Source organism: Pseudomonas asgharzadehiana (assembly GCF_019139815.1).
Lineage (GTDB): Bacteria > Pseudomonadota > Gammaproteobacteria > Pseudomonadales > Pseudomonadaceae > Aquipseudomonas > Aquipseudomonas asgharzadehiana.
The window spans coordinates 4,941,426-4,963,852 of record NZ_CP077079.1; the positions used below are offsets into that span (position 1 = coordinate 4,941,426).

At 60.5% G+C, this 22,427-nt stretch carries 21 protein-coding genes; 8 read left to right on the forward strand and 13 right to left on the reverse strand.

Going from position 1 to position 22,427, the window contains the following annotated elements; genetic code table 11:
- Positions 1-24: 24 nt before the first annotated feature.
- Entirely contained in the window at positions 25-261 is a 237-nt protein-coding gene (locus KSS96_RS22400; RefSeq protein WP_017529145.1) for a DUF3820 family protein, read from the forward strand.
- A gap of 14 nt (positions 262-275) precedes the next feature.
- Positions 276-1,451, forward strand: coding sequence for an aminotransferase class V-fold PLP-dependent enzyme (locus KSS96_RS22405; RefSeq protein ID WP_065876699.1), 1,176 nt, complete (start codon positions 276-278; stop codon positions 1,449-1,451).
- A gap of 142 nt (positions 1,452-1,593) precedes the next feature.
- Here the strand turns inward: KSS96_RS22405 and KSS96_RS22410 are convergent, their stop codons facing one another.
- Genes KSS96_RS22410 through zwf form a run of 3 tightly spaced genes read right to left on the reverse strand, consistent with a single transcriptional unit; the run spans position 1,594 to position 4,443 of the window.
- Positions 1,594-2,259, reverse strand: coding sequence for a bifunctional 4-hydroxy-2-oxoglutarate aldolase/2-dehydro-3-deoxy-phosphogluconate aldolase (locus KSS96_RS22410; protein WP_026067364.1), 666 nt, complete (start codon positions 2,257-2,259; stop codon positions 1,594-1,596).
- 17 nt (positions 2,260-2,276) lie between these two features.
- Positions 2,277-2,990: a 6-phosphogluconolactonase gene (gene pgl, locus KSS96_RS22415; RefSeq protein ID WP_065876698.1), complete on the reverse strand. Its 714-nt coding sequence runs from the start codon at positions 2,988-2,990 to the stop codon at positions 2,277-2,279.
- Positions 2,977-4,443 (reverse strand): glucose-6-phosphate dehydrogenase, encoded by a 1,467-nt coding sequence (gene zwf, locus KSS96_RS22420; RefSeq protein WP_217855334.1) that lies wholly within the window; start codon positions 4,441-4,443, stop codon positions 2,977-2,979. Before zwf ends, pgl begins: the two co-directional genes overlap by 14 nt.
- Before the next feature lie 219 nt (positions 4,444-4,662).
- On the opposite strand from zwf, the gene KSS96_RS22425 reads away from it, so the two are divergent.
- On the forward strand, positions 4,663-5,523 hold the full coding sequence (locus tag KSS96_RS22425) for a MurR/RpiR family transcriptional regulator (protein ID WP_169875662.1): 861 nt from the start codon (positions 4,663-4,665) through the stop codon (positions 5,521-5,523).
- 58 nt (positions 5,524-5,581) lie between these two features.
- Here KSS96_RS22425 and KSS96_RS22430 read toward each other — a convergent pair whose 3' ends face one another.
- The 10 genes from KSS96_RS22430 to KSS96_RS22475 all read right to left on the reverse strand — a co-directional run bounded on the left by KSS96_RS22430 (position 5,582) and on the right by KSS96_RS22475 (position 16,730).
- Positions 5,582-6,427 (reverse strand): D-hexose-6-phosphate mutarotase, encoded by an 846-nt coding sequence (locus KSS96_RS22430; protein ID WP_065876696.1) that lies wholly within the window; start codon positions 6,425-6,427, stop codon positions 5,582-5,584.
- Positions 6,428-6,530: 103 nt separating this feature from the next.
- Complete coding sequence (locus tag KSS96_RS22435; protein WP_017529152.1) at positions 6,531-7,877, reverse strand: carbohydrate porin; 1,347 nt, start codon at positions 7,875-7,877, stop codon at positions 6,531-6,533.
- An 87-nt stretch (positions 7,878-7,964) separates the two neighbouring features.
- Positions 7,965-9,125 (reverse strand): ABC transporter ATP-binding protein, encoded by a 1,161-nt coding sequence (locus KSS96_RS22440; RefSeq protein ID WP_003175730.1) that lies wholly within the window; start codon positions 9,123-9,125, stop codon positions 7,965-7,967.
- A gap of 2 nt (positions 9,126-9,127) precedes the next feature.
- Positions 9,128-9,973, reverse strand: a complete 846-nt coding sequence (locus tag KSS96_RS22445) for a carbohydrate ABC transporter permease (protein WP_217855335.1) — start codon at positions 9,971-9,973, stop codon at positions 9,128-9,130.
- Positions 9,966-10,874, reverse strand: coding sequence for a carbohydrate ABC transporter permease (locus tag KSS96_RS22450; RefSeq protein ID WP_003175732.1), 909 nt, complete (start codon positions 10,872-10,874; stop codon positions 9,966-9,968). The genes KSS96_RS22445 and KSS96_RS22450 overlap by 8 nt, the downstream gene beginning before the upstream one ends.
- Before the next feature lie 104 nt (positions 10,875-10,978).
- A complete protein-coding gene (locus KSS96_RS22455) occupies positions 10,979-12,265 on the reverse strand; it encodes an ABC transporter substrate-binding protein (RefSeq protein WP_017529153.1) in 1,287 nt (428 codons plus the stop codon).
- Positions 12,266-12,369: 104 nt separating this feature from the next.
- Entirely contained in the window at positions 12,370-13,629 is a 1,260-nt protein-coding gene (locus KSS96_RS22460) for a D-mannose isomerase (protein ID WP_065876694.1), read from the reverse strand.
- A 183-nt stretch (positions 13,630-13,812) separates the two neighbouring features.
- The gene (locus KSS96_RS22465; RefSeq protein ID WP_065876693.1) at positions 13,813-14,658 is read right to left on the reverse strand and encodes an ATPase; all 846 of its coding nucleotides are present in this window, start codon (positions 14,656-14,658) and stop codon (positions 13,813-13,815) included.
- 127 nt (positions 14,659-14,785) lie between these two features.
- Positions 14,786-15,784 carry an NAD-dependent epimerase/dehydratase family protein gene (locus KSS96_RS22470; RefSeq protein ID WP_017529156.1) on the reverse strand — a complete coding sequence of 333 codons (999 nt, stop codon included), beginning with the start codon at positions 15,782-15,784 and terminating at the stop codon, positions 14,786-14,788.
- A gap of 52 nt (positions 15,785-15,836) precedes the next feature.
- Positions 15,837-16,730 carry a LysR family transcriptional regulator ArgP gene (locus KSS96_RS22475; protein WP_017529157.1) on the reverse strand — a complete coding sequence of 298 codons (894 nt, stop codon included), beginning with the start codon at positions 16,728-16,730 and terminating at the stop codon, positions 15,837-15,839.
- A 91-nt stretch (positions 16,731-16,821) separates the two neighbouring features.
- Between KSS96_RS22475 and KSS96_RS22480 the strand changes: the two genes are divergently transcribed.
- The 5 genes from KSS96_RS22480 to KSS96_RS22500 all read left to right on the forward strand — a co-directional run bounded on the left by KSS96_RS22480 (position 16,822) and on the right by KSS96_RS22500 (position 22,297).
- On the forward strand, positions 16,822-17,424 hold the full coding sequence (locus KSS96_RS22480; protein WP_017529158.1) for a LysE/ArgO family amino acid transporter: 603 nt from the start codon (positions 16,822-16,824) through the stop codon (positions 17,422-17,424).
- A 177-nt stretch (positions 17,425-17,601) separates the two neighbouring features.
- Entirely contained in the window at positions 17,602-18,198 is a 597-nt protein-coding gene (locus KSS96_RS22485; RefSeq protein WP_003175739.1) for a superoxide dismutase, read from the forward strand.
- A 156-nt stretch (positions 18,199-18,354) separates the two neighbouring features.
- Positions 18,355-18,555 (forward strand): hypothetical protein, encoded by a 201-nt coding sequence (locus KSS96_RS22490; RefSeq protein WP_017529159.1) that lies wholly within the window; start codon positions 18,355-18,357, stop codon positions 18,553-18,555.
- Positions 18,556-18,774: 219 nt separating this feature from the next.
- Positions 18,775-20,826 carry a putative bifunctional diguanylate cyclase/phosphodiesterase gene (locus KSS96_RS22495; protein WP_017529160.1) on the forward strand — a complete coding sequence of 684 codons (2,052 nt, stop codon included), beginning with the start codon at positions 18,775-18,777 and terminating at the stop codon, positions 20,824-20,826.
- Positions 20,827-20,953: 127 nt separating this feature from the next.
- Positions 20,954-22,297, forward strand: coding sequence for an imelysin family protein (locus tag KSS96_RS22500; protein ID WP_017529161.1), 1,344 nt, complete (start codon positions 20,954-20,956; stop codon positions 22,295-22,297).
- Positions 22,298-22,427: the final 130 nt, after the last annotated feature.

Sequence of the window (22,427 nt, forward strand, 5' to 3'; positions counted from 1 at the left end):
TCTCGACGCAAGCGGCCGATCCCCATGAACCCCGAAAAACTCGAACTACTGATCACCCGCCAAATGCCCTTCGGCAAATACAAGGGCCGGATCATCGCCGACCTGCCGGGGCCTTACCTGAACTGGTTTGCCCGCGAAGGCTTCCCCCACGGCGAGCTGGGTGGTTTGCTGGCGTTGATGCAGGAAATCGACCACAACGGCCTGGCCGAATTACTTGAACCGCTACGCGCGAAACACGGCAAACCAGCCCCTCGCCATTGACTAAGAGCCCCGCCATGCCAAGGAACGCAGATAACGAAGATCACTGGCAGGCCATCGCCCGGTGCTATGACGTGGAACCGGGCCCGATCAATCTGGAAAACGGCTACTTCGGGCGCATGAGCCGTCCGGTGCAGGCGCAGTACCTGGACCACGTCGCGTTTATCAACCGCAGCAATTCGCTGCACGTGCGCCAACGCTTCGAGACCGGCGAAAACGTCGAGATCCGACGCCAACTGGCCGGGTTGATCGATGTCGACCCGGAGTCCGTCGCCTTCACGCGCAATGCCACCGAAGCCTTGCAGTCGCTGATCCGCAACTACAACCGTCTGCAACCGGGCGACCAGGTGTTGATCAGTGACCTGGAGTACGACACGGTCAAAGGCGCCATGCGCTGGCTGACGGATGTTCGCGGGGTCGAAGTAGTCGAACTGTCCCACACGCACCCGGCGAGTTTCGACAGCCTGGTGCAGACGTATCGCGATGCCTTCGCCCAGCACCCGCGTTTAAAGCTGATGGCGCTGACCCACGTCACCCACCGCACCGGTCTGGTAATGCCGGTTGCGGCGATTGCCAAGGCCGCTCGCGAGCATGGCATCGATGTGATCCTCGACGGTGCCCACGCCCTGGGCCAAATCGAGTTCAACCTGGCCGACTTGGGTATCCAGTTCGCCGGCTTCAACCTGCACAAGTGGATTGGCGCGCCGCTGACGCTCGGCTTTCTCTATATCGCTCCCGAGCGCTTGGCCGATATCGACCCGGATATGGGCGAGTTCCACTACCCCGCCACCGATGTACGCGCACGTACGTCCTACAGCACGCCGAATTTTCCGGCGCTGATGACCCTTCCGCTGGTGTTTGAAGAACATCGGGCATTGGGCGGCGCGGCGGCCAAGGGGGCGCGGGTCAATTACCTGCGCGACCTTTGGGTGAGCCGGGTACGGCCGTTGGAAGGGATCGAGGTGCTGACGTCGGATGATCCGCGGCTTTATTGCGGGATCACCGCGTTCAAGTTCATGGGGCGCGATCAGCCAGTCATGGTGGATCGGTTGCTCAAGGAGTACGGCCTGTTTACCACGACGCGAACAGGAGCGGCGTTCGGTACCTGCATTCGGGTGACGCCGGGGTTGCTGACATCGGCGGCAGACATGAGTGTGCTGGTCGACGCCATTACCCAGCTAAACACACGCTGAAAATGTGGGAGGGGCTCGCCCCTTCCCACCTTCGGTTTTGTGGCGCTGTCGCGATTTTTTACAGGCAAAAAAAAGCGGTACACCGACCAAGTGCACCGCAAAAATGCCGTTAAGCACAGCAACAACGATTCGATAAATCAGCTCAATCGAGCAGCGCCAGCGCCTGTGCGGTGACTTCCTGGATGCGGGCCCAGTCGCCGTTCTTGACCCACTCCGGGTCCAGCATCCAGCTACCGCCCACGCACATCACGTTTTTCAACGCCATGTAGCTTTTGATATTGGCCGGGCCGACGCCGCCGGTCGGGCAGAACTTCACTTCGCCGAACGGGCCGCCCAGGGCCTTGATTGCGGCAACGCCGCCGCTGACTTCGGCCGGGAACAGCTTGAAGCGGCGGTAGCCCAGGCCATAGCCTTCCATGATTCCGGAGGCATTGCTGATGCCCGGCAGTAATGGGATCGGGCTGTGTACCGAGGCTTCCAGCAAGTCGCGGGTGATGCCGGGGGTGACGATAAATTGCGAGCCTGCCACTTCAGCCGCTTCGAGCATATGGCGGTCGAGCACAGTGCCGGCACCGGTGCACAGTTCCGGGCGCTGCTCACGCAACACCTGGATGGCCTTGAGGCCGAACTCGGAACGCAGGGTCACTTCCAATGCGGTCAAGCCACCGGCTGCCAGGGCATCGGCCAGCGGCAAAATGTCCTGTTCACGGGCAATGGTGATCACCGGCAGGATCCGCGCCTTGGCGCAGAGGCTGTCGATCAGGGCAACTTTATCCGCCATGGACACGGTCGGTTGTGGGCTTTTCATAGCGGCTGATCCTTGGCTCATGGGCACCAGTAAATCTCTAATGTAGGTTGCAAAAACGCGCGAATCGGCATGGCCGCAACATCGTCACTGGCCAGGGCCGCGCTCAAGGTGGTCAACTTCGAACTGCCGGAAATCGACAGCACGGTGTAATTGGCCGTGGCCAGCAACGCGCGACTCATGGTCAGGCGCTGATGCGGCACGGTCGGCGCCAGCATCGGCCAGCAACGGCGGGTACCGTCGGCCTTCAGCGCTTCGGCGAGGTTCGGGCTGTTGGGAAACAGCGAAGCGGTGTGGCCGTCATCGCCCATGCCCAGCACCAGCACATCAATGGCCGGCAGTTCGGCCAGCAGGCGATCGGCCTGCTCGGCAGCGTCTTCAAGGGTTGGCGTCGCGCTGTACAAGCTCAAAAACCTGGCCTTGGCCGCCGGGCCTTGCAACAGGTGCTGCTTCAACAAACCGGCATTGCTGTCGGCGTGCTCCACCGGCACCCAGCGTTCATCGGCCAGGGTAATGGTGACCTTTGACCAGTCCAGGCCTTGCTTGGCCAGGTTCTGGAAAAACGCCACGGGGCTGCGGCCACCGGACACCACCAGGGTCGCTTCGCCACGGGCGCTGATGGCCACGCGCAATTGCTCGGCCACGTCATTGGCCAGGCCCTCCGCCAGCAGCACCGGCGAACGGTACTCATGGGCCGTTACGCCCTGAGGCAGTTTCAATTCAGATATCGCCATACCACGACCTCCCATCCCGCGTGATCAGTGCAATGGAGCTCATCGGCCCCCAAGACCCCGCCGCATACGGCTTGGGCGCGTCACCGGATTTCTTCCACCCGGCGATCAACTGGTCACACCATTTCCACGCGGCTTCGATTTCATCTTTGCGAACAAACAGGTTCTGATTACCGCGCATCACTTCCAACAGCAAACGCTCGTACGCATCGGGGATGCGCGCGCTGCGATAAGTGTCGGAAAAATTCAGTTGCAGTGGGCCGCTGCGCAGTTGCATGCCCTTGTCCAGGCCCTGTTCCTTGGTCATTACACGCAAGGAGATACCTTCATCCGGCTGCAGGCGAATGATCAGTTTGTTGCTGATCTGCAAGCGCTGCTCGGGGGCGAAGATGTAGTGGGACGGTTCCTTGAAGTGGATAACGATCTGCGACAGTTTTTGCGGCATGCGTTTGCCGGTACGCAGGTAGAACGGCACCCCGGCCCAACGCCAGTTACGGATATCGGCCCGCAGCGCGACGAAGGTTTCGGTGTCGCTCTGGGTATTGGAATTCTCTTCTTCCAGGTAACCCGGCACCGGTTTGCCGGCGCTGTAGCCGGCGATGTACTGGCCGCGTACCACCTGGGTGGTCAGGCCATCCGGGCTTATGGGCGCCAGGGCCTTGAGCACCTTGACCTTCTCGTCACGGATACTGTCGGCGGACAAGTCGGCCGGCGGGTCCATGGCAATCAGGCAAAGCAGTTGCAGCAGGTGGTTCTGGATCATGTCGCGCAGTTGGCCGGCCTTGTCGAAATAACCCCAACGGCCTTCGATACCGACCTGCTCGGCCACGGTGATTTCCACGTGGGAAATGTAGTTCTGGTTCCACTGGGTTTCGAACAGGCTATTGGCGAACCGTAGGGCAATGAGGTTCTGGACGGTCTCTTTGCCAAGGTAGTGGTCGATGCGGTAGGTGCGGTTCTCCGCAAAGAACTGCGCCACGGCGTCGTTGACCTTGCGCGAGGACTCCAGGTCCGAACCGATGGGCTTTTCCAGCACGACGCGGGTGTTTTGCGCCAGGCCGACCTTGGACAGGTTCTCGCAGATCGCCCCGTACACCGCCGCTGGCGTGGCGAAGTAGGCGATCAGGCATTGCTCGGTGCCGGTTATTTCGGCCAAGGCCACATAATCGTCGGCCTTCATGAAGTCGACGTGTACGTAGGTCAGGCGCGCCAGGAACCGCTGGGCGATGGTCTCTTCCAGTTCTTTGCCGACGTATTTGCGCAGTTCTTTTTCGATATGGGCCAGGTGCTGTTGCTCGGAGCCGGCTTCACGGGCCAGGGCCAGGATGCGCGTATCGTCGTGCAGCAGCCCGGCGCCATCGAGTTGATAGAGGGCAGGAAATAACTTGCGCAGCGCCAGATCACCCAAGGCGCCAAACAGGGCAAAGGTGCAGGGTTCTACGGTTATCAAAGGCATGATGTTTGTTCTTTTATCAAGTTAAGCTACAAATACCTTTTTTCAAGGTATCACTCAAGGAAAAATGTAGTAATAACCACAACATTTTGCCGAAATGCGCATTCCGAGTGGTGGTGTTCAGCTACCCTCAGTAGGATAGGCCACCGCGAAAAGCCACTCGTCGATTGGCTGCCGCCCTTTATTTGCATCGTCGCCCGAAGGAAAGACTGAATGGACCGCGTGCGAAATCTTCTGGAACAGATCCGGAACCGCCTCGAAGAATTGAACAAGGCCGAGAAAAAAGTCGCCGAGGTCATCCTGCTCAACCCGCAGCAGGCGACCCGCTTCTCTATCGCCGCTCTCGCCCAAGCCGCGTCGGTCAGTGAACCGACGGTCAACCGTTTCTGCCGTTCGTTCGGCGTCAGCGGTTACCCTGAACTCAAATTGCAACTGGCGCAAAGCCTGGCCAGTGGCGCGGCCTATGTCAGCCGCGCCGTGGAGGCCGATGATAACCCTGAGGCCTATACCCAGAAGATCTTCGGCAGCGCCATCGCCTCCCTGGACAGTGCCTGCCAGGCGCTGGACCCCGCCCTTATCAGCAAGGCCGTGGACCTGTTGATCCAGGCGCGGCAGATCCACTTCTTCGGCCTGGGCGCTTCAGCCCCGGTGGCGATGGATGCCTTGCACAAATTCTTCCGCTTCAACCTGTCGGTCACCGCCCATGCCGACGTGCTGATGCAGCGCATGATCGCGTCGGTGGCGCATACCGGCGAGCTGTTCGTGATTATTTCCTACACCGGGCGTACGCGTGAACTGGTGGAAGTAGCCCGTATCGCCCGCGAAAACGGTGCCTCCGTGCTGGGCGTGACCGCCGAGAACTCGCCGCTGGCCAAGGCCAGTACAGTGAGCCTGAATATTCCGTTGCCGGAAGACACCGACATCTACATGCCGATGACTTCGCGGATCATCCAGCTGACGGTACTGGACGTGCTGGCCACCGGCATGACCTTGCGTCGCGGGGTGGATTTCCAGCCGCATTTGCGCAAGATCAAAGAGAGTTTGAATGACAGCCGGTATCCGGTTGGGGATGAGTTCAACTAAGCCGGCCTGTGTGTTGGCTTCACTGGCCCTATCGGGGGCAAGTCGAATCGTCGCACCGCTAAACCCCCGCTCTCGCCTGCAAACTCAGGTGCGCCCTCTCCCCCGGCGCCAAACTGGCACCGGCCATCGCCGACTCCACGCACACAAACCCCGACGCCTCGTTGAAACTGACGCCCAACAGCGGCCGGCTGCCAGGATGCCATACCACGGTGTCAGCGCTGTCGCCGGTGTCGATACACAGTTCGCGCTGCCAGGCGTGGTCCTTGAGGTGTAACTCACCCTCATGCTGGAATACCCGCTGGCACCCACCGTCCACCCGCAATTCGCCTTCCTGCTGGCAAGCCTGACGATTGAGCTGGTCATAACCTTGAGCGCCGTCGAGCCCAGACAGCGCTATCTCGTCGACGTGACCAATACGCCAGTAAGCGTGCAAAGCATGGCTCAACTGGCACGGCAACTCGTCCTGATGCTCGGTGCTCAGGCGCAGCTCCAGGGTTTCGCCCAGGTGCGCATGCAAGTCCACCTGCCAATCGCACAGCTGCAATTGCCAGTGCAGGCGCACGCCTTCGTCGTCGGTGCTGCTGTCGAGCAGTTTCCAGTCGATCAAGCGCGCCCAACCATGGGACGGCCAGGCATTCTCGCTGGGGTGGCGGCCATACCACGGCCAGCACACCGGCACGCCACCCCGTATGGCACCGACTTGCGGCCACTTGGCCGCGCACCACAGCCATGGTTTCTGGCCACGGGGCTGAAAATGCAGCAGTTGCGCGCCCTGACGACTGAACACCGCCTGGCACAGCGGATGGTCGATCACCAACACGTCGCGCATCTGAAAGCGCTCCCAGGCAAACACCGGACGCTCGCGCAGGGATTTGAAAAAGCGTTGCAGCGGTTGCTCATGCATGTGCCACGGTCCTGAATATCTTCACAGTGCCACCCAAAAAAAAGCGGATAGCCATGGCTACCCGCAAAATGCGCACAGAGAGAAGGAGCTTATCGCAACAGCGTTAGAACGTAGACTGGATTTTCAGGCCAGCCACCAACGCGTTGTCGACTTTATCCACGCCGCCAGGTTGCACGACGTACTGCAGGTTGGGACGCACGGTCAGCCAGTTGGTAACGTGGAAGCCGTAGTTGATTTCGAAGTTGTATTCGGTTTCGCGGATCGGCGTGTACAACGGGTTGTCGTAATCGCTGACACCATTGGCGGCATTGAGCAGTTCGGCGTTTTTCTTCACGTCGTTGTTGACGTGCAGGCGCGCGGCGCCAATGCCGACGTCGTCTTTTGGACGCGCATCGAATGGGCCTTTGTACACCAGCATGAGCGACTGATAGTTGTCGACCAGGTTGGTTTCCTTGTCGTGGAAGGTCGCGTTGGCCGCGATGTTCAGACCACGGGAAGCGTCGCCGTTATGCGTGGTGAGTTGCTGTTGGGCAACGAACCAGTAGCCTTTCTTGCTGCTGCGGGTACGGAAGTCTGCGCCAGTGAGGACAGCATTGCCGCCGTTGACGTCTTCACGTACATCCGGAGCATCGGCCGCGCTCTTGTAGTAACCCACACGGTATTCGCCCGGCAGGTTATTAACCTTCGGCGACCAGACCAATTCCACCGGAATCACGGTGCCCTTGGTGCCGCTGCCGCTGAGCTTGAAGCCGTTGCCGTGTTCCAGCTGCGATGGGTTCTGGTTGTAGGCACCGATTTGCGCATACAGCTCTGGCGTGATGTTGTACTTCACGCGGATCGCCGCCTGGCTGACCGGCCAGTTGTACCAGGTGTTCACGTAGTTACCGACCTGGGAGCCGCAGAACGACAGGTTCTGGAAGTCGCACGGGAAGGTGTTGAAGTCTTCGCCTTCACCGAAGTAACCGAGTTTCACATCCAGTTTGTTGTCGAACATCTGGTGCTGGATCCAGAACTGGGTCAGACGCACCATGTGGCCACGACCGTAGACTTCCATGGACGAACTCAGCGTGCCGGCACGCGGGTCGCCAATGCGGTCGTTGGAAATGTTCTGGCCATTACGGTTGGTGAACTGGATCTTGGCTTGGGTGTTGTCCCAGCCCCACAGTTTTTGCAGGTCCAGTGCCACGCCCAGACCGAACTGGTCGGAGTAGCGACCGGTCTTGTCGTCGTTGAAGCCACCGTGGGCGTTGTAGCCCATCTCCCCTACGTAGTCAGCCTTGATGTCGATACCTTGCTCGATCAGCTTGGTACGTTCGCCGCCCCAATCGCCGGTCATCCACTTGGAATCGGCGCTGAATGCATCGGCCGCCATCGCATTGGCGGACAATACCAGGGCTGCTGCCGCTGACAATTGGCAGATCAGCCGGGTGTTGTTGTGTTGCTTTTTCATCCCTACATCCTCGTCTTTATTGTTATTAAACTGTTTTTATCTAACGCGGGTTACATTTTTTTCAATTAAAACAATACGTTACCTGCTTCAGCGACCCTTGAATTGGGCCACATTGTCGGCATGCCCCTGTGCGGGCAATGAAGAAGCGGTGCCCAGGCGCTCGCCGGTGTTGGCGTCGAACAACAAGACCTTGGCCGGGTCGAATTGCAGGGTCAGCGTCTCCCCCACTTGGGGTGCTACGTCCGGTGCAAGACGGCAGCACACCTTGGTGTCATTGAGCTGCACGAACACCAGGGTGTCCGGGCCGGTGGGCTCGGTGACCTGGACTTCGGCACGAATGCTCGACGACCCATTGCCTTCCCCCGTCGCCAGCACGATTTGCTCCGGGCGCAGGCCCAGGATCACATCGCGGTCTTCCAGGCCCGTGTCGTTCATGCTCAGCGGCAATTCGCAACGGGCCTGGCCGCTGTCGAGCAGCGCAACCAAATGACCGTCTTTGCGTTTTAGGCGCATGGGAACGAAGTTCATGGGTGGTGAACCGATAAAGCTTGCCACAAATAGGTTAGCAGGGTCGTTGTAAATTTCTTTCGGCGTGCCGAATTGTTGGATGATGCCGTCCTTCATCACCGCCACTTTGTCGCCCAGGGTCATCGCCTCGATCTGGTCGTGGGTCACATAAACCGTGGTGGTCTTGAGGCGCTGGTGCATCAGCTTCATTTCGGTGCGCATCTCGACGCGCAGCTTGGCGTCGAGGTTGGACAGCGGTTCGTCGAACAGGTAGATCTTCGGGCGACGCGCCAGCGCACGGCCCATGGCCACCCGCTGTTGCTGACCACCGGAGAGTTGGCCCGGCTTGCGATTGAGCAGGTGCTCGATCTGCAGCAGCTTGGCCACGCGCGCCACTTCAGCGTCGATGTCGGCTTGCGGCATCTTGCGGATCTTGAGGCCGAACTCGATGTTCTCGCGCACGCTCATGGTCGGGTACAGCGCGTAGGACTGGAACACCATGGCGATGTCACGATCCTTGGGGCTCATGCCGCTCACGTCCTGGTCGCCGATCATGATCGCGCCACCGGTGATAGTCTCCAGGCCGGCGATGCAGTTCATCAGCGTGGATTTACCACAGCCCGATGGGCCGACCAGGATCAGGAATTCGCCTTCCTTGATCGACAGTTCGATGTTCTTCAAGGTGTCGGGCAGGCCGGCGCCATAGGTCTTGTTTACATTGCGAAGTTCAAGCGTAGCCATGATTACCCCTTGACCGCGCCGGCCGTGAGGCCGCGCACGAAATACTTGCCTGCGATCACATAGACCAGCAGGGTCCGCAGCCCGGCGATCATCGCCGCCGCCATATCCACGTTATATTCCTTGGCCCCGGTGCTGGTGTTGACCAGGTTGTTCAGCGCCACTGTGATGGGCTGGGAGTCGCCGCTGGAGAACACCACACCGAACAGGAAGTCGTTCCAGATCTGGGTGAACTGCCAGATCAGGCAGACCATGATGATCGGGGTCGACATCGGCAGAATGATCTGACGGAAGATGGTGAAAAAGCCCGCACCGTCCAGGCGTGCCGCCTTGATCAGCGCATCCGGGATGCTCACGTAGTAGTTACGGAAGAACAGCGTGGTAAACGCCAGGCCGTAGACGACGTGCACAAACACCAGGCCCGTGGTGGTGCTGGCCAGGCCCATCTTGCCGAGGGTGAACGACGCCGGCAGCAGTACGGTCTGGAACGGCAGGAAGCAGCCGAACAGCAGCAAGCCGAAGAACAACTGCGAACCGCGGAAACGCCAGAACGACAGCACGTAGCCATTCAGCGCACCGATGGCGGTGGAGATGAGCACGGCCGGAACGGTGATCTTGATCGAGTTCCAGAAGTAACCATCCACCGTATCCCAGGCCTTGATCCAGCCAATGCCGGTGACTACGGTCGGCCAGCTCAGCAGGTTGCCGGTGGTGATGTCTTCCGGGGTCTTGAAGCTGGTGAGCAACATCACCACCAGCGGCACCAGGTACAGCAGCACCGCGAGAATCAGCACCGCGTAGATCGCGATGCGACTCAGGCTGATGGCAGGTTTGGAAGCGAGACTAGTCATTACGTTTGGTCCTCAGCTCGGAGTAGAGGTAAGGCACGATGATCGCGAGGATCGCACCGAGCATCAGGATTGCACTGGCCGACCCCATGCCCATCTGGCCACGGCTGAAGGTGAACGAGTACATGAACATGGCAGGCAGGTCGGACGAGTAGCCCGGGCCACCGGCGGTCATTGCCGCCACCAGGTCGAAGCTCTTGATGGCGATGTGCGCCAGGATCATCACCGCGCTGAAGAACACCGGACGCAGGCTGGGCAGCACCACGCTCCAGTAGATGCGCGGCAGGCTCGCGCCGTCGATCTGGGCCGCACGGATGATCGATTGATCAACACCACGCAGGCCAGCGAGAAACATTGCCATGATAAAACCCGAGGCTTGCCACACAGCCGCGATCACCAGGCAGTAAACGACACGGTCCGGATCGATCAGCCAGTCCAGGCGGAAACCTTCCCAGCCCCAGTCACGCAGGAGTTTGTCCAGGCCCATGCCTGGGTTGAGCAGCCATTTCCAGGCGGTACCGGTGACGATCATCGAGAGCGCCATCGGGTACAGGTAAATGGTGCGGATAAAGCCTTCGCGACGGATTTTCTGGTCGAGGAAAATCGCCAGCGTCACGCCGATCACCAGGGTGATGCCGATGAACATGCCGCCAAACAGCGCCAGGTTCTTGCTCGCCACCCACCAGCGATCGTTGTCGAACAACCGCTCGTATTGCGCAAGGCCCGCCCATTTGTAACTCGGCAGGAATGTGGAGGTGGTGAACGACAACACGAACGTCCACAGGATGTAGCCGTAGAAGCCCACCAACACGATGAACATGCTGGGCGCCAGCACCAGTTTGGGTAGCCAGCGCTGCAGTGCATCGAACGGCGAGGCTTTGCTGAACACAGCAACAGAACTCATGGGAAAATCCAATACAGAGAAAAAGGACTACAGCTTGCAGGGGCCGGCTCGTGGGGTGAGCGAGCTTGCTCCCTCACTCCAAAAGCCGGGTTCCTACAACGGTGTTACTTGGCGGACTTGATCGCAGCGCCCAGTTTCTTGGCAGTGTCGGCCGGGTCGGCTTTCGGGTCGTTGATGTAGTTGGTCACGACGTCAAAGAACGCACCTTGCACAGCCAGGGTGGTGGCCATGTTGTGCGCCATGCTCGGCTGCAGGCCACCGGTCTTGGCGTCTGCCAGGAAGTCCTTGGCGGCGGTCTGGGCACAGGAGTCAAAGCCGTAGGAATCCATTTTGTTCAGCATGTCGTTGCGCACAGGGATCGAGCCCTTGTTGATGCTGAACACTTTCTGGAAGTTCTCACCCAGCACGACTTTGGCGATGTCCTGCTGACCGGCAGCCGTGCCTTTGTCTTTCTGCTTGAACACCGCCAGGGAGTCGATGTTGTAGGTGAAGGCTTTGTCGGTGCCAGGGAACGCTACGCACTCGTAGTCCTTGCCCGCGACTTTCTTGGCGGCGGTCCATTCGGACTTGGCCCAGTCACCCATGATCTGCATGCCGGCCTTGCCGTTGATGACCTTGCCCGCTTCGAGGTTCCAGTCCTGGCCTTTGCCGTCGACGTCCATGTAGGTCGCGACTTTCTTCAGCTCAGTAAGGGCCTTGACCATTTCCGGACCGGTCAGAGCGCCGTTATCCAGGTCGACCAGGGCTTTTTTGTAGCCATCAGCGCCCATCACCGACAGAACCACCGCTTCGAACACAGTGCTGTCCTGCCATGGCTGGCCACCGTGGGCGAGCGCGATGAAGCCCGCTTTCTTCAGCTTGTCGCCGGCTGCGTAGAATTCTTCAAGGGTGGTGGGGTTCTTGGTGATGCCGGCTTTCTTGAAGACTTCCGGGTTGATCCACAGCCAGTTCACGCGGTGGATGTTCACCGGCACGGCCACGTAGTCACCTTCGTACTTCACGGTGTCGGAGACTTTCTTGTCGAGCAGGGAATCCCATTTTTCTTCTTTGGCCACGTCTTTCAGGACGTCGGTGTCGAGCAGGCCAGTGGACGCCCATTCCTGGATGTCGGGGCCTTTGATCTGGGCCACGCCTGGCGGGTTGCCGGCGACCGCGCGGCTTTTGAGCACGGTCATGGCCGTGGCGCCGCCGCCACCTGCGACGGCACCGTCTTTCCAGGTGAAGCCGTCTTTCTCAACTTGGGCCTTCAGGACATCTACAGCCGCTTTTTCGCCACCCGAGGTCCACCAATGCACAACTTCAACCGTCCCTTTGGAGTCGGCGGCAAATGCACTGAGGGGGAACAACGAGGCAACGGAAATAGCTACGGCGAGGCGATTAATCGCGTTCATCTGAATACCTTTTCTTGTTGTTATGCATGCAAGTCTGGAGCTTGCGCTGCACGGAGTTTAAACATGGTTTTTTTGAGCGCAGGTAACAAAGGGATGCACAAATGTCACCACCTGGTGACATAGCGTCCAGCGCCTAAAGCGCTGGCCATGCTAGGTGCCAAAGGCAGTGCAGGCAGCACTACCGCTTGCCAGGCATGGTACAGGTCCGGCTTGCCACCCCAGATGTTGCAGCTGGGCTGGTTGTGCGGGCTGAGTTCGTGGTGCCAGCTGCCGTGGCGGCGGTCGATGAAATGGGTCTCGCAAAACTCCCAGAAGCGTCGGTACCAGGTTTCATAGTGAAGCTCACCGGTACGCTTGAGCAGGGCCTGGGCCGCGGCGCTGGCCTCGGCGTGGGTCCAATGCAGGCGCTCGCGCACCACCGGCTGATGCTGCCAGTCCAGCGTGTAGACGATGCCGGGGGCGCCGTCCACGCTCCAGGCGTATTCGCAGGCACTGGCGAAAAGCCCCTTGGCATCGCTGACCAGCCAATCCGGCGTGACCAGGCCGGCCTGCAGGCGCGCAGCCTCCAGGTGCAGCACCAGGCGCGCCCACTCGAAACCGTGGCCAGGGGTGATGCCATAAGGGCGGAAGCCGTCGGCGGGGTTGTCTTCGTTGTAACCGTGCACGGGTTGCCAGCGGCTGTCGAAATGCTCGATCACCATGAATTGGTTGTCGGCGGCATGACGGTGGATCACCCGCTCAACGATGCGCAACGCGCGGTCGAGCCACCGCGTGTCACCCGTGACATCCGCCAGCGCCAGAAAGGCTTCGGTGGCGTGCATATTGCTGTTGGCGCCGCGATAGGCTTCGATACCGCTCCAGTCTTGGGCAAACGATTCGAGCATCGCGCCCTCCTCCTCGCTCCAGAAGAACTGGTCGATGATGTGAATGGCGTCATTGAGCAGGGTTTGCGCACCGGGAGCCCCCGCCACCACCGCAGAGCTGGCCGCCAGGGCGACGAACGCATGCAGGTAGGCCGCCTTGCCAGTGTTGCCATCCTGGGCGTGTGGCGCGGCGAACCAACCGCCGTGCTCGCTATCGCGCAAAGGGCCACGCAGGGCCGCCACACCGTGTTCAACCCATTCGGCATACCCCGGCAGCCCCATGGCATGGGCCATGGCGAAACTGTGGGTCATGCGGGCGGTGTTCATGGTTTCGGCGCGGGCACTGGCCGCAAGGCGGCCTTTATCGTCCAGGTTGCCGAACCCGTCCGGCAGACGGGACGACTTGGCGAATGACAGCAGGCGCTGGCCTTCGGCGGCAAGCCAGGCGTGATGGGCAGGTGCATTCAGCCAACTGCTGGCAGGCAGTGGTTGCGTGGTCATGGGTGGCCCTTATTGTTTTTGGTGGGGTGACGGGAGTCTAAACAAGGGCGTGAGAGGGGCAAGTAACGAAGGGGATCATAAATGTCACCAAGCAGTGACAATGCTACAAGCGAGCGTGATTCAACTCTCGACAATGATCCAAATGTGGGAGCAAACCCCCTCCCACATTTTGGCCAGCTTTAGTCATTGAGCCTGCGGGGTGATCTTCGCCGGCGTATTGAGCTGCTGCTGCAGGTTCTGCACCTGGCTCTGCAAGGTAGTGATATTGCGCGTGGTCTGGATGCGGAAGACGTCGAACTCTTTATTGGTGGGTGCATCGCTGTTGGCCGGCTGGGCGTCCTGTGCGCTTTTAAGCACTACGAGGTCCTGCTCCAGGCGGGCAATGGCCGCGCTCGGGTTGCCTTGTTTCTTCAGGGCGGCAACGTCGGCCACCAGTTCCTTTATCTCGGCATCGCGCTTGCCGGCATCGCCTTGCGCGGCCTTGAGGCTGGCCACGGCGTCGGTCAGGGCTTGTACCTGGCCTTGCAACTTGCTGTTGGCAGTGGAGAGGTCGGCGGTGCTGGCGGTCATTTGCGCCAGGCGCTTGTCCAGTTCGGTGGCCTGGCCGGCGACGCCGAGTTGCTGCTTGCCCTGCTCCTGCAACTGGCTTTCCAACTGTTTGATCTGCGACTTCAGCGCTTCGCTGCCGTTATTCACGCTGGCTTGGCTGGCGACGACCCTGCCGGAAATGTCCTGCAGGCGCCCCGCCGCTTCTTCGCTGATGCGTGCAAAGCTTTCCTGGGTGGCAACCAACTGCTGGCCCATCAGGGAGATCTGCTGGAAACTCCACCAGGCCAAGCCGGCAAAGGCGATCAGCAGCGCGCCGATCAATGCCCACAACGGGCCGGTGCTGGCACTCTTGACCTTGACTACCGGTGTGTTGCGCGAACGCACCGAAGTGGCCGGGGAAGGTTCGAAATCATCGTCATCCCCTGGATCGGCCCGCAGGCTGGGAACGTTGTCGAAGTCGTCGTTGGCATCGTTACGCATGAATCAACCCTGAATCGCTGAAATGGCTGGCGGGAACGCCAGGCGACGGGAGTATAAACCGCAGTCCCATCGCACTGATCGACCGGGAACCACCCATTCGGTTCCCGATGTGTTGCCTGGTGTGACCTTACTTGCCACCCGGGTCCTGGGCTTTCCACCAACCGCAGAACTCGTCGAGGGCGGCCCACAGGCTGACCTTGGGCTCGTAGTCCAGATAATGCCTGGCCCGGCTGATGTCGAGGGTGAAATCTTTGTTCATGACTTGCATGCCCAGGCGCGATAACGCCGGCTCCGGTCGCCCCGGCCACAGGGCGCAGAAAGCTTCGTTCAACGCCGCCACGCTGTAGGACAAGCCGTAGGATCGATAACGGGTCACCTGGGGTAACTCCATTTGGCGCATCACGTAGTTCACCACATCCCACACCGGCACCGGCGCGCCGTTGCTGATGTTGTAGGCCCTGCCCAGCGCCGAGCCAGGGGCCAGCAAGCTGCTGAGCAGTGCTTCATTGAGGTTGTGGATGCTGGTGAAGTCGACCTTGTTCAGACCGTCGCCGACAATCGCCAGGCGGTTCTTGCGCTGCATTTTAAGCAGGCGCGGGAAGATGCTCATATCGCCGGCGCCGGTAACAAAACGTGGGCGCAGGGCCAGCACTTCAAGGCCGAACTCCTGGGCACCGAACACTTTCTGCTCAGCCAGGTACTTGGTGGCCGCATAGGGATGCTTGAAGCGCTTGGGCACTTGTTCTTCAGTCAGGCCCAGATGGTCGCGACCATCAAAATAGATCGACGGCGACGACAGGTGTACCAGGCGCCCAACCCGCTGTTTCAGGCAGGCCTCGACGACGTTTTCGGTGACCAGCACGTTGCCCTGGTGAAAATCCTGGTAACGCCCCCACAGCCCCACGGCACCGGCGCAGTGCACCACCGCTTCGACATCGCGGCACAGGTCGCGCACCAGGTCGGCATCATTGAGGTCACCCTGGATAAACTCGGCACCGCGCCGTACCAGGTGCTCCACGCCCTCGGCGCGGCGCCCGTTAACCCGCACGTCCAGGCCCTGCTCCAGGGCGAAACGCGCAAAGCGCCCGCCAATGAAGCCGCTTGCGCCGGTGACCAGAATCTTCATGTGTTACCCCGTGTTCTTTCGTTTTTCATTGCTGTTGCCTTGACGCCCGCTGTCAGTCCAACGGCACCAACCATTGACCACACGCCTGGGCCAGATGGTCGGTCAACAGGCCCAACAATTGCCCGCCGCTGCGCCAATGATGCCAGTACAACGGCACATCGATCGGTTTATCGGGCAATAACTCCACTAACACGCCCTTTTCCAACTGGTGGCGCACCTGCAATTCCGGCACCAGCCCCCAGCCCAGCCCGGCCTCCGTGAGCCGGATAAAGCCTTCGGACGATGGGCATAAATGATGCTCGAAACCACCGTCCACCCCGAGGGATGCCAGGTAGCGATGCTGCAGGAAATCGTCCGGGCCAAACACCAGCGCGGGCGTGCGCGCCAGTTGATCGGCGCGCACGCCTTGCGGGAAATGCCGGGTAATAAAGGCCGGGCTGGCCAATGCGCGGTAGCGCATGGCGCCGAGCAGCAGGCTGCGGGCTCCGGCTACCGGGCGTTCGCTGGCGCAAATGCAGGCCGCCACTTCACCGGCGCGCATCCGCTTGAGGCTGACGGCCTGGTCTTCAACAACCAAGTCGAGCAACAGATGTTGCTCGGCGCAAAATTCGCTGACCGCCTCGGCCCACCACGTCGCCAGGCTGTCGGCGTTGAGGGCGATACGCAGGCGTTCGGGCATGCCCTCTTCATCCAGCGCCGGCACCTGGCTTTGCAGGTCACGTTCCAGCAAGCGCACCTGTTGCACGTGATTGAGCAGGCGTCGGCCGATATCGGTGGGCGTCGGCGGCGTGGCCCGCACTAGCACCGGCTGGCCGACGCGCGCCTCCAGCAACTTGATGCGCTGGGAGATCGCCGATTGCGACAGCCCCAGCACCTGGGCGCCGCGCTCGAAGCCAGCCTGTTCCACTACGGCCGCGAGGGCAGACAGTAATTTATAGTCGAACATCAGTTTCTCTAATGAGCGATCAGCAATATTGGTTTTTCTTATACAGCCTCGACCCCGAGAATGACCAGCATCGCCTTGAGGATCTTTATTTATGTGGCAAAGCTATATGAACGGACTGCTGGTGGCCCTTGGCCTGATCATGGCAATCGGTACGCAAAATGCGTTTGTCCTGGCTCAGAGCCTGCGCCGCGAGCATCACCTGCCCGTCGCTGCCCTGTGTGTGATCTGTGATGCCGTGCTGGTGGCTGCCGGGGTTTTCGGCTTGGCGACGGTGCTGGCGCAGAGCCCGATACTGTTAGCCGTGGCGCGTTGGGGCGGTGCGGCATTCCTGTTGTGGTACGGCACGTGCGCGCTACGCAGGGCGTGTTCGAAACAGAGCCTGGACCAGGGCGCCAGTCTCAAGACCCGCTCATTGCGCGCCGTGCTGCTCAGTGCCCTGGCGGTGACCCTGCTCAACCCCCATGTCTACCTGGACACCGTGCTGCTGATCGGCTCCCTGGGCGCGCAACAAACCGAACCGGGCGCTTACGTGGCGGGGGCGGCCAGCGCGTCGTTCCTGTGGTTCGCCACGCTGGCACTCGGCGCGGCATGGCTGGCGCCCTGGCTCGCACGCCCGGCGACCTGGCGGCTGCTGGATCTGTTGGTGGCCGTGATGATGTTCAGCGTGGCCTATCAGTTAATAAGCGCGCCTTGAACTTATTCCAAAAGGCTCTGGAACCTCTATCCCACACAGTTGTTGCGTGGTTTTGCCGCACCCCCGGTGCTATGATCCTGCCCCTGCGCCGCAAAGAGTACAAACTCCCCGGCGCTTGTTTGGCCGCCCGTGATCGGCCTTGCGCTCACCGCAACTGACCTGATTAGGAGAATTATCATGGCTTTCGAATTGCCGCCGCTGCCCTACGCACACGATGCCCTGCAGCCGCACATCTCCAAGGAAACCTTGGAGTACCACCACGACAAGCACCACAACACCTATGTCGTGAACCTGAACAACCTGGTGCCAGGCACCGAGTTCGAAGGCAAGACCCTGGAAGAGATCGTTAAATCCTCTTCGGGCGGTATCTTCAACAACGCCGCTCAGGTCTGGAACCACACCTTCTACTGGAACTGCCTGGCGCCAAACGCCGGTGGCCAACCTACCGGCGCACTGGCTGAAGCTATCAACGCAGCGTTCGGTTCGTTCGACAAGTTCAAGGAAGAATTCACCAAGACGTCCGTCGGCACCTTCGGTTCCGGTTGGGGCTGGCTGGTGAAAAAAGCTGACGGTTCCCTGGCCCTGGCCAGCACCATCGGCGCCGGCAACCCACTGACCAACGGCGACACCCCGCTGCTGACCTGCGACGTATGGGAACACGCCTACTACATCGACTACCGCAACGTGCGTCCCAAGTATGTGGAAGCGTTCTGGAACCTGGTCAACTGGAAGTTCGTGGCTGAGCAGTTCGAAGGCAAGACCTTCACTGCCTAAGCAACGCGTGCAGTAGAAAGAGCCCGGCGATCGCCGGGCTTTTTTGTGGGCGCTTGAAAATGCACGCCGTGCAGGAAGTGTGGAACTCACTGAAACGAATTCGCCACCCAGACGACGAGAGAAATACCTCTCTCAGTTCATGTAGGAGACTCCGCAATGGATCCGTTATCGATGGGTATGTCGGCATTGTCATCAGTGATGCCAGTCGTCGGCCAAGGCCTGGATTTGCTGGGCAAAGGCTTGGATGTGCTCGGGAAGATCGTGGACGCAAAAAGCACGAGCGCCAATCAGGACCCAGGCAAAATCGGCGCCGATACGCACCAGAGCAACACTGTTCAGATCAGTTACAACGCATAAAACAGCGGGTCCCGCCAGGCGGGATAGCCAAAAGGTTCGCGCCCTTTGGGCCCCGCGCCACACCAGAGAGCGGCGGATTTTATCCGCCCTCTTCCTGCCCCACCTGCATTCGACCGCTTCCCGTTACCCCACGCCCCAATGTTCCTTTGACGGCCGCCATCAGATTGCCAATACTCATGGCATATTGAAGGCCACCCGCATGAGACAAGGAATGCCCCTTTGAAGCTGGAACTCAAAAACAGCTTGTCGGTGAAGTTGCTAAGGGTGGTGCTGCTCTCGGCATTGATCGTTGGCGTGGCGCTGAGCGTGGCGCAGATCGTGTTCGATGCTTATAAGACACGCCAGGCCGTAGCCGGCGATGCCCAGCGCATCCTCGACATGTTTCGCGACCCTTCGACCCAGGCCGTCTACAGCCTGGACCGCGAAATGGGCATGCAGGTGATCGAAGGGCTGTTTCAGGACGAGGCCGTGCGCATGGCCTCCATCGGCCATCCCAACGAGACCATGCTGGCGGAAAAAAGCCGCGCGTTGCAGCAGTCCCCCAGCCGCTGGCTGACCGACCTGATTCTTGGCCAGGAACGCACCTTCACCACTGCATTGGTTGGCAAAGGCCCGTACAGCGAGTATTACGGCGACCTGAGCCTGACCCTCGACACCGCCACCTACGGCAAGGGTTTTATTGTCAGCTCGGTGGTCATCTTTATTTCCGGCGTGTTACGCGCGCTGGCCATGGGCCTGGTGCTGTACCTGGTGTATCACTGGCTGCTGACCAAACCGTTGTCGCGGATAATCGAACACCTGACCTCCATCAATCCGGATCGGCCCAGCGAGCATAAGATCCCGCAACTCAAGGGGCACGAGCACAACGAGTTGGGGCTGTGGATCAACACCGCCAACCAGTTGCTGGAATCCATCGAACGCAACACCCACCTGCGCCACGAAGCCGAAAGCAGCCTGTTGCGCATGGCCCAGTACGATTTCCTGACCGGTCTGCCCAACCGCCAGAAGCTGCAGGAGCAACTGGACAAGATCCTGATCGATGCCGGTCGCCGGCAACGCCGGGTGGCGGTGTTATGTGTAGGGTTGGATGACTTTAAAAGCATCAACGAGCAGTTCACCTACCAGGCCGGCGACAAATTGCTGCTGGCCCTGGCCGACCGCTTGCGTGCCCATAGTGGCCGCCTTGGGACCCTCGCGCGTCTGGGCGGCGACCAGTTCGCCCTGGTGCAGGCCGACATCGACCAACCTTACGAAGCCGCCGAGCTGGCGCAAAGCATCCTCGACGACCTGGAAGCGGAATTCGCCCTCGACCACGAGCAGATCCGTCTGCGCGCCACTATCGGCATCACCCTGTTCCCCGAAGACGGCGACAGCACCGAAAAGCTGCTGCAAAAGGCCGAACAGACCATGACCCTGGCCAAGAGCCGTTCGCGCAACCGCTATCAGTTCTATATCGCCAGCGTCGACAGCGAAATGCGCCGCCGCCGCGAACTGGAGAAAGACCTGCGCGACGCGTTGAGCCGCGACCAGTTTCACTTGGTGTACCAACCGCAGATCAGCTACCGCGATCAGCACGTGGTGGGCGTGGAAGCGCTGATTCGCTGGCAGCACCCGGAGCATGGGCTGGTACCGCCGGACCTGTTCATCCCACTGGCCGAGCAGAACGGCACCATTATTGCGATCGGTGAATGGGTGCTGGACCAGGCCTGCCGCCAATTGCGCGAATGGCACGACCAGGGCTTCACCGCCCTGCGCATGGCGGTCAACCTGTCCACCGTGCAGTTGCACCACTCCGAATTGCCGAGGGTGGTCAACAACCTGATGCAGATCTACCGCCTGCCGCCGCGCAGCCTGGAGCTGGAAGTCACCGAGACCGGCCTGATGGAAGACATCAGCACCGCCGCCCAGCACCTGTTGAGCCTGCGCCGCTCCGGTGCGTTGATCGCCATCGATGACTTCGGCACCGGCTACTCGTCCCTGAGCTACCTCAAGAGCCTGCCGCTGGACAAGATCAAGATCGACAAGAGCTTCGTCCAGGACCTGTTGGACGATGACGACGATGCGACCATCGTGCGCGCCATTATCCAACTGGGTAAAAGCCTGGGCATGCAGGTGATCGCCGAAGGCGTGGAAACTGCGGAACAGGAGGCTTACGTCATTTCCGAGGGCTGCCACGAAGGTCAGGGCTACTACTACAGCAAACCCTTGCAGGCACGCGAGCTGGCGGCTTTTTTGAAGCAGGCCGAGCGCAATAACGCGGCCATTCTCTGACGCGGCAATACGATACTGAATATTTCCCGCGTGTACCCCTTTACACAAAATGCAAATCTTTCGCATTATGTCGCAGTTTTTGCGCTCCCCCGCGCGTCCCATCAACAACCGAAGCAGGATGTTCGCCATGATTCGTATGCCCCTGGCCACCGCCAGTCTGCTGGCTATTGCCATTTCTCTCGCCGGTTGCGGCGAAGGTAAAGACAAGCCCGCAGCCAACCAGGCGCCGACCCCGGCTGCCAGCACTACCGCTCCAGCGGCTGCCACTCCTGCCGGCCAGGTCGACGAAGCCGCCGCCAAAGCCGTGGTCGCGCATTACGCCGACATGGTGTTCGCGGTGTACAGCGACGCCGAAGCCACTGCGAAAACCCTGCAGACCGCCATCGACGCCTTCCTCGCCAAGCCGAACGACGAAACCCTCAAGGCCGCCCGTGCTGCCTGGGTTGCCGCGCGCGTGCCTTACCTGCAGAGCGAAGTATTCCGCTTCGGCAACACCATCATTGATGACTGGGAAGGTCAGGTGAACGCCTGGCCCCTGGACGAAGGCCTGATCGACTATGTCGACAAGTCCTACGAGCACGCCCTGGGTAACCCAGGCGCCACCGCCAACATCATCGCCAACACTCAAGTCCAGGTCGGCGAAGACAAGGTCGACGTGAAGGAAATCACCCCGGAAAAACTCGCCAGCCTCAACGAGCTGGGCGGTTCCGAGGCCAACGTCGCCACTGGCTACCACGCCATCGAATTCCTGCTCTGGGGCCAGGACCTGAACGGTACCGGCCCAGGCGCCGGCAACCGTCCCGCGTCGGACTACCTGACCGGCGACGGCGCCACTGGCGGTCACAACGAGCGTCGTCGTACCTACCTGCGCGCCGTGACCCAACTGCTGGTCAGCGACTTGCAAGAAATGGTCGGCAACTGGAAACCCAAGGTTGACGATAACTACCGCGCCACCCTGGAGGCAGAACCTGCCACCGACGGCCTGCGCAAGATGCTGTTCGGCATGGGCAGCCTGTCCCTGGGCGAGCTGGCCGGCGAGCGTATGAAAGTGTCCCTGGAAGCCAACTCGCCGGAAGATGAGCAGGACTGCTTCAGCGACAACACCCACTACTCGCACTTCTATGACGCCAAGGGCATCCGCAACGTCTACCTGGGCGAGTACACCCGTGTTGACGGCACCAAACTGACCGGCGCCAGCCTGTCGTCCCTGGTGGCCAAGGTGGACCCAGCCGCCGACACCGCGTTGAAGGCCGACCTGGCCGCGACCGAAGCGAAGATCCAGGTCATGGTTGACCACGCCAACAAGGGTGAGCACTACGACCAGTTGATCGCGGCCGGCAACGACGCGGGCAACCAGATCGTGCGCGACGCCATCGCCTCGCTGGTCAAGCAGACCGGTTCGATCGAAGCCGCGGCAGGCAAGCTGGGCATCAGCGACCTGAACCCCGACAGCGCTGATCACGAGTTCTGATCAGTGGTGCGTTGAACGAGGCGACCTTCGGGTCGCCTTTTTCATGCCTGTTGTCCACAGTAGTACCACCACCGGCAAACCCATGTGGAGGGCCCGGTTTACATGCCCCACACCCCAGGTAGAATGGCGC

Bases quoted from the DNA above. Each gene is read 5' to 3' on its own strand.
- KSS96_RS22400 (WP_017529145.1), top strand. From the start codon at position 25: ATGAACCCCGAAAAACTCGAACTACTGATCACCCGCCAAATGCCCTTC.
- KSS96_RS22405 (WP_065876699.1), top strand. From the start codon at position 276: ATGCCAAGGAACGCAGATAACGAAGATCACTGGCAGGCCATCGCCCGG.
- KSS96_RS22410 (WP_026067364.1), bottom strand. From the start codon at position 2,259: ATGAAAAGCCCACAACCGACCGTGTCCATGGCGGATAAAGTTGCCCTG.
- pgl (WP_065876698.1), bottom strand. From the start codon at position 2,990: ATGGCGATATCTGAATTGAAACTGCCTCAGGGCGTAACGGCCCATGAG.
- zwf (WP_217855334.1), bottom strand. From the start codon at position 4,443: ATGCCTTTGATAACCGTAGAACCCTGCACCTTTGCCCTGTTTGGCGCC.
- KSS96_RS22430 (WP_065876696.1), bottom strand. From the start codon at position 6,427: ATGCATGAGCAACCGCTGCAACGCTTTTTCAAATCCCTGCGCGAGCGT.
- KSS96_RS22435 (WP_017529152.1), bottom strand. From the start codon at position 7,877: ATGAAAAAGCAACACAACAACACCCGGCTGATCTGCCAATTGTCAGCG.
- KSS96_RS22440 (WP_003175730.1), bottom strand. From the start codon at position 9,125: ATGGCTACGCTTGAACTTCGCAATGTAAACAAGACCTATGGCGCCGGC.
- KSS96_RS22445 (WP_217855335.1), bottom strand. From the start codon at position 9,973: ATGACTAGTCTCGCTTCCAAACCTGCCATCAGCCTGAGTCGCATCGCG.
- KSS96_RS22450 (WP_003175732.1), bottom strand. From the start codon at position 10,874: ATGAGTTCTGTTGCTGTGTTCAGCAAAGCCTCGCCGTTCGATGCACTG.
- KSS96_RS22455 (WP_017529153.1), bottom strand. From the start codon at position 12,265: ATGAACGCGATTAATCGCCTCGCCGTAGCTATTTCCGTTGCCTCGTTG.
- KSS96_RS22460 (WP_065876694.1), bottom strand. From the start codon at position 13,629: ATGACCACGCAACCACTGCCTGCCAGCAGTTGGCTGAATGCACCTGCC.
- KSS96_RS22465 (WP_065876693.1), bottom strand. From the start codon at position 14,658: ATGCGTAACGATGCCAACGACGACTTCGACAACGTTCCCAGCCTGCGG.
- KSS96_RS22470 (WP_017529156.1), bottom strand. From the start codon at position 15,784: ATGAAGATTCTGGTCACCGGCGCAAGCGGCTTCATTGGCGGGCGCTTT.
- KSS96_RS22475 (WP_017529157.1), bottom strand. From the start codon at position 16,730: ATGTTCGACTATAAATTACTGTCTGCCCTCGCGGCCGTAGTGGAACAG.
- KSS96_RS22480 (WP_017529158.1), top strand. From the start codon at position 16,822: ATGTGGCAAAGCTATATGAACGGACTGCTGGTGGCCCTTGGCCTGATC.
- KSS96_RS22485 (WP_003175739.1), top strand. From the start codon at position 17,602: ATGGCTTTCGAATTGCCGCCGCTGCCCTACGCACACGATGCCCTGCAG.
- KSS96_RS22490 (WP_017529159.1), top strand. From the start codon at position 18,355: ATGGATCCGTTATCGATGGGTATGTCGGCATTGTCATCAGTGATGCCA.
- KSS96_RS22500 (WP_017529161.1), top strand. From the start codon at position 20,954: ATGATTCGTATGCCCCTGGCCACCGCCAGTCTGCTGGCTATTGCCATT.